The sequence below is a fragment of the Candidatus Eisenbacteria bacterium genome (assembly GCA_035712145.1).
GTDB lineage: Bacteria > Eisenbacteria > RBG-16-71-46 > RBG-16-71-46 > RBG-16-71-46 > DASTBI01.
This window is the reverse complement of sequence record DASTBI010000041.1, coordinates 1-19,421: the sequence shown is the minus strand read 5'-3', so window position 1 is coordinate 19,421 and position 19,421 is coordinate 1. Positions and strand designations below refer to the sequence as shown.

The window sequence follows — 19,421 nt, the reverse complement described above, 5'->3', positions numbered from 1 at the left end:
ACCACTTTTTTTTCACGGTCGTGCGGGTCTTTCTTGACGGCCGGGGACTGCCATGTAATCGTTTACATCGCCTTTACAGGAGTTCTGCCAGAACTCCGGCCCCTCGAGCTCTTCGCAGCACATGGACGTCGGTGACCGGCAGGACGCCGGCGAGGCTTGCCGCCCTCGCGACCACCGCGACCAGCCCGCAGGCCAGCTGCTGTTGATCCTCTCTGGATCCGCGAAACGTCTCGCAAACCTCTCGGAAGGAGGAAGGCCCCAATGAGGCGGATCTCACTCTTCAGTCTGGCTCTTCTCACGGTGATGCTCGTGCCGGTCGTCGCGGTCGCGGCGACCCCGAACCCGAACGGCGCGGTCGTCTTGACGCGCGTCTTCAACGACTGTCCGTTCACGACGGTCAACGTCGTGAACAACTACCCGGCCCTGATCTCGATCGAGGACAACGGGCTGGAGTGCAGCGGCTTCGCCAACTTGCACCTCTGGTCGTTGTCGGCCGATGGCGGTACGACGCAGGCGACGTTCGAGAACAACTCGGACTTCCGCTTCTCGACCGACCTCGTGATCAGCGGCAGCGGCAACGCCGAGGCCGGCATCCGGATCACCCCCTGGTGGTCGAACACCGACGGCCGGTTCAACGTCCGCAGCACCGACGGTGAGATCGCCTGCTTCGGCGGCCGTCTGCCGTTCTTCAGCTTCACCGGCGCCTATGGCTTGCACTACCAGAAGGGCGAGACCATCAACCTCGAAGTGACCTACAAGCCGCATGGCTTGAACGCGTCGAGTCCGGCCACCATCGAGTACGAGCTGACCTATCAGGGCCAGACCTACAGCAGCGGCGGCCTGACCTTCGACCAGGGCAATCCGGCCGAGGACCCGCCGCACGGGCTGTGGGGCATCCTCGACAACGTCCACGTCGGCGGCTACTCCCAGAACTTCATGACTCCAGGCGACCCCACCTCGGTGAAGGTCACCTACACGAACATGAAGCTGGTCATCTGCCCGGTCGAGCCGGACGCCGACGATGCGATCATCTCCACCCGGATCTTCAACGACTGTCCGTTCACCACGCTGACGGTGAATGACGACTACCCGTCGTCGATCTCGATCAACGATGGTCCGCTGGTGTGCACCGGGTTCGCCAATCTCCACACCTGGACGGTGTCGGACGACGGCCGCGTCGGCCACCGCATCCAGAACGACGACGACTTCCGCATCGCCTGTGACTTCTCGATCACGGGTCCCGGCGAGGGCGGCCTGCGCATCTCGCCGTGGTGGTCGCAGAACGCGGATGGCCTGTTCAACCTGCGCTCGACCGATGGCGAGATCGCGGTGTTCGGCGGCCGGCTGCCGTTCTTCTCGTTCACCGGCGCGTTCGGCAACCTGCGCTACCAGGCGGGTGAGACGGCCCACCTCGAGATGATCTACCGGCACAATGGTCTCAGCTCGGCCAGCCCGGCGACGATCGAGTACAAGCTCGGCCTGCGGGGAGTCGAATACACCAGCGGCCCGCTCAGCTTCGATCAGGCCAATCCCAGCGAGGACCCGCCGAACGGGCTGTGGGGCATCCTCAACAACGCGCGCGCCGGCGGGCACATGAAGGCGTTCCTGTTCACCAATCAGCCGGACGCTTTCGCCACGGGCACGTGGACCAACATGGAGTTCGAGGCCGGCGCCGATGTGTCGGTCAAGATCACTCCGTCCTCCTTCAATCCCAACTCGGGCGGCAATTTCGTGTCCGCGGTCATCGAGCCCGCGGCGCCGCTCTCGGCATCCGACATCGACGTTTCCACGCTGCGTCTCAACGGCCAGCTTGGCCCGAGCAGCGCGGAGGCTCCGGTTCTGGGTGACGAGAACGAGAACGGCATCACCGACCTCACGGTGAGGTTCGCTCGCACCGCCGCGATGAACGCCATCGGCAGCAGCGGTGTGGCGTCGGTCACCGGCGAGGTGGGCGGCGTGTGCTTCGTCGCCACCGACAACGTCAAGGTCGTGAAGGTCAAGGGACCGTCGGCGGGCGCCTCGGTGGCGGCCGGCTCCACGGTCGAGGTGTCGTGGGACACGCCCGGTGGCATGGGCGCGGCCACCGCGGACATCTATACCTCGATCGACGGCGGTGAGGTCTGGACGCTCGAAGCGAGCGGTGTCTCGAACAACGGCCGCTACAACTGGCACGTTGGCTCGGCCACGAGCACGAACGCCCGCGTCGCCGTGGTGCTCCACGACGGCAACGAGATCGCGTCGGGCATGAGCGGCTCGTTCGTCATCACCACTCCGGTCGGCGTTGGCCCGGAAGGGATCGCTTTCGCGCTGAAGGGCGTGTCGCCCAATCCGGCGAAGGGGCCCTTCGGAATCAACTTCGCCTTGCCGGACGGCAAGCGCGCCACGCTCTCGGTGTTCGACGTGAGCGGCCGCCGCGTCGCCTCGCGCGAGGTCGGCGGCCTGGGCGCCGGGCGGCACACCGTGACGCTTGGCAAGGGCCTGAAGGCCGGCGTGTACATGATTCGCCTGGATCGCGAGGGCTCGAGCCTGACCGCTCGCGCAGCGGTGATCCAATAAGGAAGATAGCCATGTAAGGAACGGGGCGATCACCCAGGGAACCGGGCGGTCGCCCCAATTGCTTCACCGCTTTACCGCGTGGACGGCGTGGGCGGGCAACGATGCGATGAGGCCGCCTCATCGAAGAGGGACTCGAGTCATGAGAACACGAGTGATGGCCATGGGGATGCTGGCGCTCGCGCTGGTGTCCAGTACGCCGGCCAACGCACAGCTCGCCCGCACCAACGCGCTGTGGGCGCGCACCGCGCCCGGCGGATCGATCACGCTGGATGGACTCCTGAACGAGGCGGTCTGGTCTCAGGCCGAATCGTGGAAGGTGCGGTACCGCGTCGACATCAACAATCCGCAGGACCGGACGATGGGGATCCCCGGGAGCGGCTGGAAGGACGAGGGCGGCATCAATCCGCCGAACGACCCCACCAACGACAGCACCAATGCCACGCTCCGATTCCTGGTGATCGGGAACAAGCTCTACATGGGCGCCACGGTGCCCGACCGGTCGATCGGAGGAGGCGGTGGATTCAACTACTTCGACGGCTTCCTCATGGGCCTCAAGGATCACGGCTCGACCGGAACGCCGAAGCCGATCAGCGAGTACCTCTACTCGTGGTGGTATCCACGAGAGGCGGGCATTCCTGCCCATCAGTGCGTGGCGCCGGGAGACACCGTCGGAAGGCCGCCGCTCTTCAAGGGCCGCTGGGCTCCCGATCCGGTGTGTGATGGCCTCGGCAACGTGATCCCCAGGACCCCCGAGCAGATCGCGGCCTGGGATGCGCGCACCGCGGTCAACGGTGTCCCATGCAACCCCAATTGCGGCACGGCCACCAACAACGACGTGAACGGGATCGACACCGGATACACGATCGAGATGGTGTTCGACCTCGGCGTGATGGGCTACGACGTCACCCAGCCGAGCGGCGACATCGTCGAATGGAACATCTCGATCTACGACACCGACAACTACTGGAAGACGCTCGGCGCCGATCTGTCGCGCAACCGAACCTGGTGGGCCGCCCCCTGGGGCAACGTGGCCGAGCAGGACGAGGTCCGGATCTACGCCCGGCCGAACGTGACCACCAGCTCGGGGGCCGTGCCGGCGATCGACCCCGACTTCCGCATTCCCATCACCGGCTCGCCGGCGCCCACCATCAATGGCACCCTGACCGAGGCCGTTTGGGCGGCGGCGCCGAGCCTCGACATCCGCTGGAACGATGCCACGCTCCGCAACACCTACGCCGGAGTCGGCAAGCACCGCTCGGGCGAGTACCAGCCGCGGCTCACGATCAACGATCCCGAGCCGGCCCCGCTGCCGTTCGTGGTCGATGGCGGCGACGCCACGGTGAAGTACTTCTTCAAGGGCGACTTCCTCTACCTGGGCTTCGACGTGCGCGACACTCGCGTCCAGAGCAATGCCTTCGAGGACTTCTGGGACGGATTCACGATCGGCATCGCGCATCGTTCGATCCTGGATCCCGTGGACCACAATCTCCACGGGATGGGTCTCTCGTTCCGGGTCAGCGCCACGGGGACCGCCGCCACGGCGGACACGCTGTTCCAGCTCGTCAACGCCGGCCTGGCCCAGGTCGCCTTGCAGCTGAAGGCGGGATCGACCGTGGACTCGACCGGGACCACGAACGATGACACCGGCTATACCGCGGAGCTGCGGGTGGACCTGAAGGCCCTGGGTTATCCACCCGGCCTCGGCGACCACACCATGTTCATGGGCATCTGCCTCCACGACCATGACCGGTACAGCAACCCGGAGAGCGAGAGCTACTCGACCCGCACCTGGTGGTACCGGGAGCGCAAGGAGGCGTGCTGTCCGGCGTGGACGCTGCTCGACGGCACGTTCGTGATCGGCCAGACCACGGGGGTCGGGGACCCGGTCGCCGCCAACGGGTTCGCGGCGCTGGGCAACGCGCCCAACCCCTTCCACCTCGCCACCACGCTCGAGTTCGCGCTCGGGCGTGAGTCCGACGTGGAGCTGTCGGTGTTCGACGTGAACGGCCGTCTCGTCACCCAGCGCGCGCTGGGACGGATGACGGCCGGAAAGCAGCAGGCGCTGGTGCAGTTGCCGGCCGGCAAGTCCGGGGTGTACCTGTATCGAGTGAGAGCGAAGGAGCCCGGAACAGGGGCGCTGATGGCGACGATCAACGGCAAGATGATGCATCTCCGGTAGGTTCTCTTTCTCGCCACGTGAACAGCTCGAGCGGGGTGGGCCGAATCGCCCGCCCCGCTCGGCCGCCAGGGGGAGGTTCCGCGGCGAGCGGTGTGGAGTCGGGAGTTCATGACAGGCAGTAGAAATCGAACGGCCGCTGCAGCATTGCTCATCTCGTTCGTTCTCGCCGGCGGGGCCCGCGCCGGAACCACGGGCCGCATCAGCGGGCGCGTCATCGATCCCGCGAAGCAGCCGCTGGGGGGCGCCAACGTCGCCATCCCCGCCGCGCGCACCGGCGCCGTCACCGACGCCGAAGGCCGCTACTCCATCATCAACGTGCCGGCCGGCACCTACGACGTGCGGGTCAGCCTCATCGGTTACCAGACCGTGCTCACCCAGGAAGTCGTGGTCTCGGCCGACAACACCACCGTCCTCGATCTCACCCTCAAACCCACGCCGGTGCAGCTGCAGGAGGTGGTGGTGAGCGCCGAGCGTCCGGTCGTGGACGTCAATCAGACCAGCCAGATCGCCACCGTCTCGCGCAAGGAGATCAACCAGCTTCCGGTGCAGGAGCTGCAGGACGTGGTCAATCTCCAGGCCGGCGTCGTCGAGGGACACTTCCGCGGCGGGCGCATCGGCGAGGTGCAGTATCAGGTCGATGGCGTGACGGTGAACAACCCCTACGACAACAAGTCGACGCTCAAGCTCGATCGCGCGCTCCTCGAGGAGGTGCAGGTCATCAGCGGCACGTTCGACGCCGAGTACGGGCAGGCGATGAGCGGGGTGGTGAACGCCGTGCTGCGCAGCGGCGGGGACAGGTTCCGCTGGGATGCCGAGGCGTTCGCGGGGGGCTACTATTACAGCGACGGCGAGGCCGCGCTCACCGACATCCTGGAGCCGCGGGGGCTGACGCGACGCATCGTGCCTTACGAGTTCCGACCCGTGGACATCCAGAACTACCAGCTCACCTTGAGCGGCCCCACCGGACTGCCTCAGACGAACTTCCTGGTGACGGGCCGTTACTACTCCTCCGACGACTGGGTGCGCGGCGTGCGCCGCTTCGTGCCCACCGACAAGTCGGACTTCGAGAACAAGGTCTTCGTCGGGACGGGCGACAGCTCGACCGTGCCGCTCGGCTTCACCCGCGACTTCTCCGGGGTGGGGAAGCTCACCAACCACTCGCTCCGGAACAAGACCTTCGGTTATCAGGCGATCTGGAACGCCATCCACGGACGCCGCAACACCAACGCATTCTGGCTCAATCCCGACGGGCTGCCCGAGCAGCACACGTTCTCGATCGTGCATGGGCTCGACTTCACGCACGCCCTGGACAAGAACTCCTTCTACAACCTCAACGTCCGCCAGAACTACTTCGACTACCGGGATATGGTGTACGACGATCTCTACGATCCGCGTTACGACGCCGCCGGCCAGGCGAGGGGAGACCCCGATTACAACTTCGGCGCGTACGTTCAGGGCGTCGATTTCACCCGCTTCACTCAGACCACCAATGCCCTGGTCGTGAAAGGCTCCTACGAGAACCAGTCGTTCCGCGACCACCGCTTCAAGGTGGGAGGCGAGTACCAGTTCTCGGCGCTCGAGTTCGGAAACCCCGGCTATCTCGTATTCACCAACGTGCCGGGCACGCAGGAGCAGGTCCTGGTGCGCCACGTCGACGACCCGCCGAACTATCCGGCGGTGAGCAAGTACGGCCCGGTGAGCGTGGCCGGCTTCGGACAGGACGAGATCGAGTGGAACAACCTGCGGCTGCGCGCCGGAGTGCGCTTCGACTGGTTCGACGCGCGCACCCATCTTCCGAGCGATCTGGCGAACCCCGCCAACTCCATTCCGGACGTGCCCCAGTCGGAGCAGAAACCCACGTCCAACAAGATCTCGTTCTCGCCACGGCTCGGGGTGTCGTATCCGGTCACGCGCGACGCCGCGCTCTATTTCGCCTACGGGCACTTTTCCCAGATGCCGGCGCTGGGCACGATGTTCAACAACGCGAACTACGACAAGCTCGCGGGGCTCCAGGCCGATCCCGAGGCCGAGGCGAAGATCGGCGTCATGGGGAATCCGGACGTCAAGCCCGAGAAGACCGTCCAGTACCAGTTTGGATACAAGCAGGCGCTCTCGAGCTGGATCGGTCTCGACGTCAGCGCCTTCTACAAGGACATCCGGAGCCTTCTCGGCGTCGAGTTCATCGAAACCTACAACGGCGCGCAATACGCGCGACTCACCAACGTCGACTTCGGGAACGTCGTCGGCTTCACGCTCTCGCTCGATCAGCGCCAGCTCGGCTGGGTGACGAGCACCATGGATTACACGTGGCAGTTCGCCCAGGGCAACTCGAGCGATCCCAACGAGACCGCGACGCGGGCCGAGGCCGGCGAGGATCCGCGACCGCGCCTGGTCCCGCTCAACTGGGACCAGCGCCACACCTTCAACATGACCGTCGACGTATCATGGCCCCGGCGTTTCCGCACCAGCGCCGTGATGCGCGCCGGCAGCGGGCAGCCTTACACCCCGGCGCTGACCGCGGGTTTCGCGGGAGGGATCGAGACCAACTCGGGACGGAAGCCCGCCGGCTTCCTGCTCGATCTGCGCGGTGAGCGGCCCACCCTGATCGGGAAGACCGGGGTCACCTTCTTCGCCCGGGTCTTCAACGTCTTCGACACGCGCTTCTGGCACGGCTCCGTCTACAGCAGCTCGGGGAGCCCCTACTATTCACGCTATCCGGCCGCGGACGTGGCGTCACTGGTCGACCCCACCCGCTACTACTCCCCGCGCCGGATCGAGATCGGCATCGGTCTCCGTGGCAATGAGACGCGCTGACCCCGGGCGCTCGAGCGCACGCCGGCTCGCCGCGGGTCTGACCGCCCTCGCGCTGCTGAGCTCCACCTCGCTGTGGGCGCAGCTCGTTCCGGTCGTGCCGCCCAGCCAGCGGGGCGGATTCGAGTCGGAGCGCTCGGGCACCCACGACGCGGCCAACATCCGCACCGTCTTCTGGAATTTCGGCATGGTCGGCGACTTCCCATCGGATCCCGGCAACGTGGATCTCAGCGTGTTCCATTCCGCCGAGGTGCCCAAGGGCACGGGCATGAACTACAGCGATGGGATCACGCCGTTCGTGCTGGCGAAGGTGCGCACCGGGTCCGGCGACTCGACCTTCATCATGGAGACCGGTTTCCGCGAGCGGCAGGCGCAGAGCCCGTTCTCCCAGCGGATCATGCGGTTCGAGCCGCGGCCGGGGTACTTTCAGCCCGATCCCGTCATCAATCGCGGTCGATCGCCGGCGATCAGCCACGACCCGCGGACCTGGCCCACGCAGTGGCCCGACAAGCTGAACGATCCGGACGATCCGGGCTGGGCCGGCGCTTGGGACGGTTACTTCGGCAAGCGCCCGGCCGCCGACCAGGAGAGCTTCACGGTCATGGACGACAACTACTACGACGCGTTCGACTTCTATCCCGACACGCGGGATTCGACGCGCCGCGGACTGGGACTGCGCGTCAACGTGCGCGGCTTCCAGTGGGCGAACCCGCAGGCCGGAAACGTGATCTTCTGGCACTACGACATCACCAACGAGAGCACCACCGATTACGATGACAACATCGTCTTCGGCCTCTACATGGACTCGGGCGTCGGAGGATCGGCGCTGTCCTGCGACGGGATCTTCGAGTCCGACGACGACAATGCGTACTTCGACAAGTCGCTCGGACTCAACCTGGTCTACACCTGGGACCGCTACGGGCACGGGCGGGATCTCTCCGGCCTCTGCGGCCGCACCGGGTACCTCGGGTATGCCTACCTGGAGACGCCGGGCAACGCGCTCAACGGGCTCGACGACGACGCCGACGGGTTCGTGGACGAGAGACGGGAGGGCGGACGGGGCGTCGAGATCACGGGGCAGACCGCGATCCTGGCCTACTGGGCGGCCCACTACGACACCAGCAAGTTCACCGCGTTCTATGGCTCGGTCGCCGATCGCCCGGCCTACCGGCTGGGGCGGTGGTGGACCGGCGACGAGGACATGGACTGGCGCGCCGACTTCAACGACTTCGGCGCCGACGGCGTCCCCGACACCGACGACAGCGGCGAAGAGGACGGGATGCCGACCGAGGGCGAAGCCAACTTCGACCGCACCGATCTCAACGAGTCGGATCAGATCGGCCTCACCGGCTTCAAGATGAACCGCATCCGTGCCGGCGCGGGGAATCCGGACCAGAGCACGGACGGCATCCTGTTCTACTCCGACGATCAGAACTGGCCGATGCGTCTCTACGGCCAGTTCAGCCATCCCAACCCCGCCGCGCGCTTCGACACCGCGCTGGCCTCGAACTACAACATCGGATTCCTGTTCGCCTCCGGGCCTTTCACGCTCAAGGCGGGCAAGACCGAGCGCTTCAGCCTCGCGCTCGCGTACGGCGCCGATCTCACCGAGCTGCGCGAGACCGTTCACACCGTCCAGCTCATCTACAACGCCAACTACCAGTTCGCCGTGCCGCCGCCGCCGCCGGTGGTCAGGGCCGAGACCGGCGACCGCTACGTGCGCCTGTCCTGGACCGACCATTCGGAGCGCGCCTTCGATCCGGTCACCAACGAGTTCGACTTCGAGGGCTACCGCATCTACCGCTCCACCGATCCGGACTTCCTCGACGTGAAGGTGGTGACGGACGGCCGCGGCAACGGCCCGCTCGGCAACGGCAAGCCGATCGCTCAGTTCGATCTCGACAACGACAAGCGGGGCTTCAGCAGGAAGACCATCAACGGCGTGGCCTACTGGCTGGGCGAGAACACCGGGATCACCCACACCTGGACCGACACCACGGTGACCAACGGCCAGCAGTACTACTACGCGGTCTGCGCCTACGACTTCGGGCGAGCTTCGGACATCGACTCGCTGGCCATCTATCCATCGGAGAACTCGATTCCGGTGTCGCGCACGTTGCGGGGCGGCCTGATCCTGCCCGTCAACGTCGTGACCGTGCGACCCAACGCGCGGGTGCAGGGCTTCGGTCGCGCATCGGCCAGCGCCGCCACCCACGTGACCGGCACCGGGCGCGGCACCGTGGACGTCGAAGTCGTGAACTCCGACTCGGTGCGCGACGGGCGCCTGTATTCGATCACCTTCACCACGCCGCATCCCGACAGCTTCGAGGCCACCGCGTACACGATGCGCGACAGCACCAACCATCGCACGTTGTTCGAGACCGGCAGGGACTTCGAGGCAGAGGGCACCGGGGCCGTGGGCGACGGTCTGCTGCCGCGCGTCTACAGCCCGCCCAGCGTCTCGGTCGACCTGGCCAGCAGCGGCTTCGACGCCACGTCGACCACGACCATGAAGCTGCGGCCCATCTACCAGCTTTCGCTGTCGTCGAACGAGAAGCGGGTGGGCTATCCCGACGACATCCGCATCGAATTCTCGGACACGATCCAGGATACGAGCGTGGCGATCCCCAACAGTCCGCTGACCGCGATCACGCCGGCCCGGTTCCGCATCTTCGCCGAGACGCCTCAGGGCGACGTGCAACTCGACTTCGGCTTCCGCGACGTCAATGGCGACCGGACGCTGAGCCACTCCCAGGACCGGCTCACCATCGTCACCTACTCCAACAGCAACCCGACCTTCGCCAGCGCCACCTGGGCGATGAACATCGACACGCTCGGGACGGCGCCGACCGCCGGCGACGTGTACCACCTGCGGCTGATCCGCCCCCTGAACGTCACCGATCAGTTCACCTTCACCACCACCGGCGCGCGGATCGCGGGAACGGGTAGCGCCGGCTTCGTGCAGGAGCCCTACGTCGTGCCGAACCCCTACGTGGGATCGGCGAGCTTCGAGCCCGCGCGCTTCGCCGTGTCCGGCCGTGGGGAACGCCGCATCGAGTTCCGCGCGGTCCCGCTCAACAGCACGATTCGCATCTACACGGTGGGCGGCGATCTCGTGCAGACGCTGAAGCAGGACGGGTCCACCGCCGGCTACGTCGCCTGGAACCTGCGGACCAAGGACAACCTGGACGTGGCGCCCGGTCTCTACATCTTCCACGTCGACGCTCCGGGCGTCGGCTCGACGAAAGGCAAGTTCGCGCTGCTCAAATGACCTCGTCCGCGGCGAAGAAGCGGGCGCTCGGCGCCCTGATGCTGGGTCTGGCCGCGGCATGGACCGCGCCGGCTCTGGCGCAGACCAAGACCGGGACCACCATGGGGGCGTTCCTCCAGATCGAGCCGAGCGGACGCCTTTCGGGCATGGGAAACGCAGGCGTGGCGATGGCGACCGGTCTCGACGGGGTCTACTACAACGCGGCCGCGATCGCGGACGTGGACCACTACCAGGTCACCTTCACCCACAGCACCTGGCTGGCGGACATCCGCTACGCCTATATCGCCGGAACGATCCCGATGGGCAAGTGGGGGAGCGTCTACGCTTCGCTCACCTCGCTCAACTCGGGCGAGATGACCGTGCGCACGGTGGACCAGCCGTACGGCACCGGGGAGCGGTTCACGGTGTCCGATGTTGCGATCGGGCTGGGCTACGGGATGCGGATCACGGACCGGTTCGCGGCCGGAGGTCAGCTCACCTACGCGCAGGAGTCGATCTGGCACAGCAGCTCGGCCGCCTTCACCATGTCGGTCGGGACGCTCTACCAAGTCGCGGACAACGGGCTGCACATCGGCGCGAGCCTCTCCAACTTCGGCACGCAGGCCGGCTACGACGGGCGCGACCTGCGCATCACGTACGACCAGGACCCGTCACGCTATGGGGACAACGGCACGCTGCCCGGCGAAGTGGTGACGGGCGACTTCCCGGTGCCGATCCTCTTCCGGGTGGGGATCGGCGCGCCGTTCCAGCTGTCCCAGAACGCTCGGCTGACACTGGAGGCCGATGCGCTCCATCCCAACGACAATTCGGGCAGCATGAGTTTCGGGAGCGAGCTCTTGATCAACCGCCAGCTCGCCGTGCGCGCGGGCTTCCAGAACGCGTTCCAGACCGACTCCGAGGAAGGGCTGACGGCGGGCGCGGGGTTCGCCAGCCATTACGGGGATTTCCAGTATCACATCGACTATGCGTGGGCGGACCACGGCCGGCTCGGCAGTGTGTCGCGCTTCACGCTGGGATTCGGCTTCTGATTCAGGGGGCCTACGAGAGGACGACATGCGACGCATGCTTCTGGCCATACTGACCGCATCGGCGCTGTGGGCGCCGGTCGCGCGAGCGCAGACGATCGACGCGGTGATGGACTCGGTCCAGTACACCGCCTTCCGCTACTTCTGGGATCAGGCGAATGCCACGAACGGGCTGATTCGCGATCGCAGCCAGGGCGGCTCGCCCGCCAGCATCGCGGCGGTGGGCTTCGGGCTCTCCGCGATCTGCATCGGGATCGATCACGGGTGGATCACCCGGGCGGAAGGGGCGGCGCGCGTCGCCACGACCTTGAACACCTTCTGGACCCTGCCTCAGGGCACCGCGACCAGCGGGACCATCGGCTACAAGGGCTTCTTCTATCACTTCCTCGACATGAACACCGGATTACGGATGGTGTCCTGGGACACGGAGCTGTCCACGATCGACACCGCGCTGCTGCTGGCCGGGATCCTCGACGCCAAGGTGTACTTCGACGGACCCGATCCCAACGAAGTCCAGATCCGAACGCTGGCGGGGCAGATCTACGACCGCGTGGACTGGGAGTGGATTCGCAATCCCGGGAACAACGCCATTCGCCACGGCTGGAAGCCGAACGGCGGGGCAGGCACGTTCCTGCCCTACGACTGGATCGGCTACAGCGAGGGGATGATCCTCAACATCCTGGCGCTCGGCTCGCCGACCTTCCCGGTTCCGACCGCGACATGGAACGCGTGGACCAGCGGTTACAACTATCAATCGCCGCAGGTCGGCGCCGGCACCTTCTATACCCCGGCCTACGTGATCTTCGCGCCACTCTTCGGGCACCAGTATTCGCACTGCTGGATCGACTTCCGCAACCGCCGCGACGCGTACATGGCGGCGAGGAATCTGGATTACTTCGAGAACTCACGCCATGCGACGCTGGCCCAGCGGCAGTACTGCATCCTCAACCCCGGACTCAAGACCGGCGGGACCCAGCCCGCGGGATACCACGCGAACTACTGGGGGCTCACCGCCGGAGATGGGACCACTGCGCCTGGCTGTAGTGCGCCACCATGCTATAACGCCCGCGGCGCGCCGCCGCCGCAGAACGACGACGGCACCGTCGCGCCGACGGCCGCGATCAGCTCGATCCCGTTCGCGCCCGAGGTGTGCCTGCCCACGCTCCAGTACCTGTGGGACACCTACAAGAGCGCGCCGATCAATCCCGCGGTGCCGACCGGGCCCAAGTTCTGGGGCGCCTATGGATTCAGGGACGGCATGAACCTCGGCCGCAATCCCGACTGGTTCGCGACCGACTGGCTGGGGATCGACCAGGGTCCGATGATCCTGATGATCGAGAACTACCGCACCGGCCGGGTGTGGGACCGGTTCATGAGGAACTCGCCCATCCAGCTCGGCCTCCAGCGCGCGGGCTTCACCAAGGTCACCGGCGTGGACGATCCGCCGCGCGCCGCAGGACTCGATCTTCGCACCGGCCCCAATCCGTTCACGGCGCGCGCGACCTTGCGCTATCGCCTGCGCGAGGCCGGCACGGTCCGCCTCACGGTGCACGATCTGACGGGCCGCGAAGTGGCGCGCCTGGTCGATGGGTGGCAGCTGGCGGGCGAGCACGTCGCGCATTTCGACGCCGACAGTCTTCCAAACGGGGTCTACTGGTACCGCCTGGAGATTCCAGGAGTGGCCGTGGCGAGCGGCCGTGGCGTGTTGATGCGCTGAGCGCGCGCTGATCCGAGGAGGCCGAAAAATCCATGCCGACGATCCGTGATGTGGCACGGGCGAGCCGCGTGTCGGTGGCGACGGTGTCGCGGGTGTTCAACGACCACTCGCGAGTCAGCGAAACGACGCGCGAGCGGGTCGTGGCGGCCGCCAATCGCCTGGGCTACTGGCCCAATGGAACCGCGCGAAGCCTGATCACGAATCGGACCCACGCGCTCGGCGTGCTGCTGCCCGACCTGCACGGCGAGTTCTTCTCGGAGGTGATCCGCGGCATCGATCTCGCGGCGCGCCAGCAGAGGCTGCACCTCATGGTCTCGAGCTTCACCGCCAGTCCGGAAGACCTGACCTCGGTGCTGCGCGCGGTGCGCGGCCGCATCGACGGGCTCATCGTGATGACGCCCGACGTCGACGCCTCCGAGGCGCTGCGGCAAGGCGCCGGCGCCATTCCCACCGTGCTGCTCAACCCCGAAGTCCAGGTCGTGGGATGCGACAGCATCTCGATCGCCAATTTCGAGGGCGCTCACGCGATGGTTCGCCATCTGGTCTCGCTCGGTCATCGGCGGATCGCGACCGTCACCGGGCCCCCCGGCAACATCGACGCCCACCAGCGCCTCGAGGGTTATCGTGGCGCGCTGCGCGACTCGGGGATCGACACCGACCCGGTGCTCGAGGCGCACGGGAACTTCACGGAGAGCTCGGGCTACGAAGCCGCCACGCTGCTGCTCAAGCAGAGGCCGCGGCCCACCGCGGTGTTCGTCGCCAACGATCACATGGCGGTCGGAGTGCTGGGAGCGCTGCAGGACGCTTCGATCAAGGTCCCGGGCGATCTCGCGGTGGCGGCCTTCGACGACATCCCGCTCGCGCGCTTCCTCACGCCGCCGCTCACCACCGTGCACGTGGACATGCTGGCCCTCGGGCAGCGCGCGGTGCAGCTGCTCACCGGACCGCGACCGATCCAGGGGCCGCGTCGCGAGGTGCTGCCCACCACGCTGGTGATCCGGGCGTCCTGCGGCTCGGCGCCACCCAGCAAAGCCGCTTCGCGCACCCGCTGGGAGCGGCGCCACGCCGTCCCTCCACCGGCGCGCGGGGGCTTCAACACGTGAGCTTCCGTCGCGCCGGCTTCGCGGTCACGTTCCTCGCACTGCTCGCGATCTCGGCCGGTCCCAAGGTCGCGGCGCCTCCCGAGCGTGGCGGCGAGACGCTCTCGCCGGCCGCCCACGCGTTCCTCGACACGCTGGCGGAGCGGACCTTCCGCTACTTCTGGGACCTGAGCGATTCGCTGACCGGTCTCACGCCCGATCGGTGGCCGACCCAGTCGTTCATCAGCGTCGGCGCCGTCGGGTTCGCGCTCACCGCCTATCCGATCGGAGCCGAGCACGGATGGGTGACGCGCGCCGCGGCGGCCGAGCGCACGCGTCGCACGCTTCGGTTCTTCCACGAAGCGAAGCAGGACACCGCCGCCGCGGGCAGCACCGGGTATCGCGGCTTCTTCTACCACTTCCTCGACCCCAGGACCGGTCATCGCTTCGAGAAGGTGGAGCTGTCGACGATGGACACGGCGCTGCTGCTCGCGGGAGCGCTCTTCTGCCAGTCGTACTTCGATCGCGACGATCCGGTCGAGAAGAGCATTCGCGACCTGGCCGAGGCGATCTACCGGCGTGTCGATTGGCGCTGGGCCCAGCCGCGACCGCCACTGGTCGCGCTCGGCTGGAACCCGGAGAGCGGGCACCTGCCCTACGACTGGCGAGGCCTCAACGAGACCATGATCCTCCACGTCCTGGCACTCGGATCGCCAACCCACGCGATCGATCCCGCGGTGTGGCCGGCGTGGGCGAAGGGCTACCGCTGGGGAACCTTTCACGGTCAGCCACACCTGGGCTTCGCGCCGCTCTTCGGCCATCAGTACTCTCACGTATGGATCGACTTTCGCGGCATCCGCGACCCATACATGCGCGGCAAAGGCATCGACTACTTCGAGAACTCGCGTCGCGCGACGCTCGCCCAGCGCGCCTACGCCATCGCCAATCCCGCGGGCTTCAAGGGCTACGGTCCCGAGCTGTGGGGGCTCACGGCGTGCGACGGGCCGGTGGATGCGACGCTCGAGATGCAGGGGCGGTCGCGGACGTTTCGCACCTACGCCGCCCGTGGCGCGTCGTTCACCGAGATCGTGGACGACGGCACGGTGTCGCCGACCGCGCTCGGCGGCTCGATCCCGTTCGCGCCGAAGCCCACGGTGGACGCTCTGATGGCGATCCGCCGCAGGTACGGGCCGGACGTGTTCTCGACCTACGGCTTCGTGGACGCGCTCAACCCGACCTTCGACCGCGTGGTGAAGGTTCAGCATGGGCGAGTCGTGGCGGGTGTGGGCTGGTTCGACACCGACTATCTCGGCATCGACCAGGGTCCCATCCTGGCGATGATCGAGAACCACCGGACCGGCCTGGTGTGGAAGGTCCTGCGCACCAATCCGCACATCGTGCGCGGCTTGAAGCGCGCCGGTTTCACCGGAGGCTGGATCGATCGCGCGCAGACGGCCGAGGCGGCGGGCGTTCCCGCCAAGGCCGGCCCGTGACGGCCCGCGTCACCTTTCTCGCAGCGCTCGCCATCCCGCTCATCCTCTCGTGCCAGCCCGCCCATCGCGGCGTGACGATCCGCTTCTGGGCCATGGGCCGCGAAGGCGAGGTGGTGCAGGAGCTGGTGCGTGACTTCGAGAAGGAGCACCCCGGCGTCCATGTCGAGGTGCAGCAGATCCCGTGGACGGCCGCCCACGAAAAGCTGCTGACCTCGCACGTCGGCCGCTCGAGCCCCGACGTCGCCCAGCTCGGCAACACGTGGATCGCGGAGTTCCAGGCGCTCCAGGCGCTCGAAGCGCTCGACCCCTATCTCGCGCACTCGGAGGAAGTCCGGCCGAACGCCTTCTTCAGCGGCATCTGGGCGACCAACGTGGTCGATCACATGCCGTATGGCGTGCCGTGGTACGTCGACACGCGCCTGATCTTCTACCGCAAGGACATCCTGCGCGAGGCCGGCTACGACTCGATCCCGCAGACCTGGGAAGGCTGGCGCGCCGCGATGCGCGCGCTCAAGCGCCGGGTGGGCGACCGGCGCTACGCGATCCTCCTTCCGGTCAACGAATGGACCCAGCCGATGATCTTCGGGCTCCAGGCCGGGTCGCCCCTGCTCGCCGAGCGCATGACGCGCGGCGCCTTCAGCGGTTCCGAGTTCCGCCGCGCCTTCCAGTTCTACGTCGATCTCTTCGAGGAAGGGCTCGCCCCGCCGGTGTCCAACACGGAGATCGCGAATACCTACCAGGAGTTCGAGCGCGGCTACTTCTCGATGTGGATCACCGGCCCGTGGAACCTCGGCGAATTCCGTCGCAAGCTTCCGGAAGCCCTCCAGGACGACTGGGGAACGGCGCCGCTGCCGGGACCGACCGGAGCGAGCTCGGGGCTGTCGATGGCCGGAGGCTCGAGCCTGGTGATGTTCAAGACCTCGAAGCACAAGGGCCAGGCGTGGGCGCTGATCGAGTTCCTGTCGCGCCCCGATCAGCAGGCCCGCTTCTATCGGCTGTGCGGCAGCCTGCCGGCGCGCACCATGGCCTGGCGAGACTCGACCATCGCCTCGGATCCGATGCTGGTGGCCTTCCAGGCGCAGCTCGAGCGCGTGGCGCCGTGGCCCATGGTGCCGGAGTGGGAGCAGATCGCGATCCGTCTCCAGGAGCTGGCCGAGAAGAGCGTGCGAGGGACCACGCCGCCCGATTCGGTGCTGGCGGAGCTCGACCGCGACGTCGATCGCATCCTCGAGAAGCGGCGCTGGCTGCTCACCCGGCGCGCCGCGAGCCACACGGGGAGCGGGGGATGAGGGCCGAAGCCCGCGCCGCCGAGGCGCGCGCCGCCTGGGCCTTCCTGTCGCCGGCTCTGGGCCTGATCACGGTGTTCTTCGTCGGCCCGATCCTGATCGGCCTGGTGCTGAGCTTCACCGACTTCGACATCTACGCGATCGCCGATCCGGCCACGGTGCGGGTGGTGGGGCTCGAGAACTACGGGCGGATCCTCACCGACCGCGAGTTCGGCAACGCCCTGCGCAACACGATGACGTTCGTGCTGCTCGGCGGACCGCTGTCGGTGCTCACCTCGCTCGGCGTGGCGATGCTGGTCAGCTCCAAGCTGGCGCGCTGGAAGGACCTCTTCCGGGTGGTGTTCTTCGCCCCGGTGGTGACCACGCTGGTGGGCGTCGCGATCGTGTGGAAGTACCTCTACCACCCGCGCTACGGCCTGATCGACGCGGGCCTCACGCGCTTCGGCCTGCCGGCCATCGACTGGCTGGGAGATCCGCACTGGGCGATGCCGGCGATCGTCCTCTTCGCGGTGTGGAAGAACTTCGGCTACAACATGCTGATCTTCGTGGCGGGCCTGCAGAGCATCCCGGAGGAGCTGTACGAGGCGGCGCGCATCGATGGCGCCTCGGGCTGGTCGCGATTCGTCCACGTCACGCTGCCGTCGCTGGCGCCGACCTTCCTGTTCGTCGGCGTGATCACCATGATCGGCCAGTTCCAGCTCTTCGCCGAGCCCTACGTGATGACCCAGGGGGGTCCGCTGCGCAGCACGGTGAGCGTGATCCTGCTGATGTACGAGCAGGGGTTCCGCTGGTGGCGCATGGGCTACGCCGCGGCGATCGCCTTCGTGCTGCTGGCCATGGTGCTGGTCGGGACCTGGATCCAGCTCAAGCTGGCGCCGGGAGAGCGCCGATGAGCCGCCGGGCTTCGGGCCTCTGGCTCCACGCGGCGCTGATCGCCTTGGCCGTGCTCACCCTCGTGCCGATGGCGTGGATGGTGGCGGCGTCGTTCATGAAGCCCGGCGAAGCCAACACGATGCCGCCGCCCATGCTTCCCGCGGCGCCGACCTCCGAGCACTACGTGGCGCTGTTCACGCGCCTGGACCTGCTGCGCAACATGCTCAACAGCCTGCTGATCGCGGTGGTGACGACCGGCGTGTCGCTGGTCCTGAACGCGATGGCGGGATACGCCTTCGCGAAGCTGCGCTTCGGTGGCCGTGACCGGCTGTTCGGCCTGCTCCTGATCGGGCTCGTGGTGCCGGCGCAGGTGGGCATGCTGCCGCTCTTCCTGATGGTGCAGAAGATGGGCCTGGTCAACACGCCTGCAGGGGTCATGATTCCGGGGCTCGCCAGCATCTTCGGCATCTTCATGATCCGCCAGTACGCGCTCGGCATCCCCGACGAGCTGCTCGACGCCGCGCGGGTCGACGGCGCGAGCGAGCTCCACATCTTCCGCTCCATCGTGTTCCCGCTCCTCAGGCCGATCCTGGTGACGTGGACGGTGTTCAGCTTCATGGCGCAGTGGAACGACTTCATGTGGCCGCTGATCGTGCTCTCCGACGAGCGCAAGTTCACGCTGCCGGTGGCGCTGGCGAGCCTGATGGGCGAGCACGTCCAGGACACCGAGCTGATGATGGCGGGCTCGGTCATCACCGTGATCCCGGTGCTGGTGCTGTTCCTGGTGCTCCAGCGCTCGTACATCCGGGGCGTCATGATGGGGAGTCTCAAGGGATGAGCGTGCGATGCCTTGCAGCCCTTCTCGCGCTCGCCGCTCTGCTCCTGCCACGCAACGGCCTGGCGGCGGTGCCGCCGATCGTCGTCGATGACTTCGAGAACACCGCGCCCTGGTCGGCCGTTCCCGCCGACGGGGTGCTCATGAAGCTCTCCTCCGACACCGGCGCCAAGGGAAAGGCGCTGCGCATCGACTTCGACTTCGCGCACGGCGGAGGCTACGCGGTGGCGCGGCGCGATGTGGATCTCACGCTGCCGGACCGGTACGCGTTCGTGGTGCGCCTGCGAGGCGAGTGC

12 protein-coding genes are annotated in these 19,421 nt (G+C 67.1%); all 12 read left to right on the top strand.

The genetic code is table 11. The features are described from left to right. Positions 1-261 precede the first annotated feature (261 nt). The gene (locus tag VFQ05_02565; GenBank protein HET9325636.1) at positions 262-2,556 is read left to right on the top strand and encodes a T9SS type A sorting domain-containing protein; all 2,295 of its coding nucleotides are present in this window, start codon (positions 262-264) and stop codon (positions 2,554-2,556) included. 139 nt (positions 2,557-2,695) lie between these two features. Continuing rightward, complete coding sequence (locus VFQ05_02560; protein HET9325635.1) at positions 2,696-4,735, top strand: T9SS type A sorting domain-containing protein; 2,040 nt, start codon at positions 2,696-2,698, stop codon at positions 4,733-4,735. Positions 4,736-4,843: 108 nt separating this feature from the next. Beyond that, positions 4,844-7,549 (top strand): TonB-dependent receptor, encoded by a 2,706-nt coding sequence (locus tag VFQ05_02555; GenBank protein ID HET9325634.1) that lies wholly within the window; start codon positions 4,844-4,846, stop codon positions 7,547-7,549. Then, the gene (locus VFQ05_02550) at positions 7,536-10,817 is read left to right on the top strand and encodes a hypothetical protein (protein ID HET9325633.1); all 3,282 of its coding nucleotides are present in this window, start codon (positions 7,536-7,538) and stop codon (positions 10,815-10,817) included. Before VFQ05_02555 ends, VFQ05_02550 begins: the two co-directional genes overlap by 14 nt. Continuing rightward, positions 10,814-11,845 (top strand): PorV/PorQ family protein, encoded by a 1,032-nt coding sequence (locus tag VFQ05_02545; GenBank protein ID HET9325632.1) that lies wholly within the window; start codon positions 10,814-10,816, stop codon positions 11,843-11,845. The genes VFQ05_02550 and VFQ05_02545 overlap by 4 nt, the downstream gene beginning before the upstream one ends. Before the next feature lie 25 nt (positions 11,846-11,870). Then, entirely contained in the window at positions 11,871-13,559 is a 1,689-nt protein-coding gene (locus VFQ05_02540; GenBank protein ID HET9325631.1) for a glucoamylase family protein, read from the top strand. A gap of 32 nt (positions 13,560-13,591) precedes the next feature. Next, complete coding sequence (locus VFQ05_02535; GenBank protein ID HET9325630.1) at positions 13,592-14,662, top strand: LacI family DNA-binding transcriptional regulator; 1,071 nt, start codon at positions 13,592-13,594, stop codon at positions 14,660-14,662. Next, complete coding sequence (locus VFQ05_02530) at positions 14,659-16,131, top strand: glucoamylase family protein (protein HET9325629.1); 1,473 nt, start codon at positions 14,659-14,661, stop codon at positions 16,129-16,131. The genes VFQ05_02535 and VFQ05_02530 overlap by 4 nt, the downstream gene beginning before the upstream one ends. Then, positions 16,128-17,420 carry a sugar ABC transporter substrate-binding protein gene (locus VFQ05_02525; GenBank protein HET9325628.1) on the top strand — a complete coding sequence of 431 codons (1,293 nt, stop codon included), beginning with the start codon at positions 16,128-16,130 and terminating at the stop codon, positions 17,418-17,420. The genes VFQ05_02530 and VFQ05_02525 overlap by 4 nt, the downstream gene beginning before the upstream one ends. After that, on the top strand, positions 17,417-18,310 hold the full coding sequence (locus tag VFQ05_02520) for a sugar ABC transporter permease (GenBank protein HET9325627.1): 894 nt from the start codon (positions 17,417-17,419) through the stop codon (positions 18,308-18,310). Before VFQ05_02525 ends, VFQ05_02520 begins: the two co-directional genes overlap by 4 nt. Then, positions 18,307-19,128 carry a carbohydrate ABC transporter permease gene (locus tag VFQ05_02515; GenBank protein ID HET9325626.1) on the top strand — a complete coding sequence of 274 codons (822 nt, stop codon included), beginning with the start codon at positions 18,307-18,309 and terminating at the stop codon, positions 19,126-19,128. Before VFQ05_02520 ends, VFQ05_02515 begins: the two co-directional genes overlap by 4 nt. Next, a partial coding sequence (locus tag VFQ05_02510; protein ID HET9325625.1) for a hypothetical protein occupies positions 19,125-19,421 on the top strand: 297 nt, incomplete at its 3' end. The genes VFQ05_02515 and VFQ05_02510, both read left to right, overlap by 4 nt.

Excerpts from the sequence above, each read along its gene's own strand:
- VFQ05_02550 (HET9325633.1), top strand. The coding sequence starts at position 7,536 with ATGAGACGCGCTGACCCCGGGCGCTCGAGCGCACGCCGGCTCGCCGCG.
- VFQ05_02515 (HET9325626.1), top strand. The coding sequence starts at position 18,307 with ATGAGCCGCCGGGCTTCGGGCCTCTGGCTCCACGCGGCGCTGATCGCC.
- VFQ05_02535 (HET9325630.1), top strand. The coding sequence starts at position 13,592 with ATGCCGACGATCCGTGATGTGGCACGGGCGAGCCGCGTGTCGGTGGCG.
- VFQ05_02540 (HET9325631.1), top strand. The coding sequence starts at position 11,871 with ATGCGACGCATGCTTCTGGCCATACTGACCGCATCGGCGCTGTGGGCG.
- VFQ05_02555 (HET9325634.1), top strand. The coding sequence starts at position 4,844 with ATGACAGGCAGTAGAAATCGAACGGCCGCTGCAGCATTGCTCATCTCG.
- VFQ05_02560 (HET9325635.1), top strand. The coding sequence starts at position 2,696 with ATGAGAACACGAGTGATGGCCATGGGGATGCTGGCGCTCGCGCTGGTG.
- VFQ05_02565 (HET9325636.1), top strand. The coding sequence starts at position 262 with ATGAGGCGGATCTCACTCTTCAGTCTGGCTCTTCTCACGGTGATGCTC.
- VFQ05_02520 (HET9325627.1), top strand. The coding sequence starts at position 17,417 with ATGAGGGCCGAAGCCCGCGCCGCCGAGGCGCGCGCCGCCTGGGCCTTC.
- VFQ05_02545 (HET9325632.1), top strand. The coding sequence starts at position 10,814 with ATGACCTCGTCCGCGGCGAAGAAGCGGGCGCTCGGCGCCCTGATGCTG.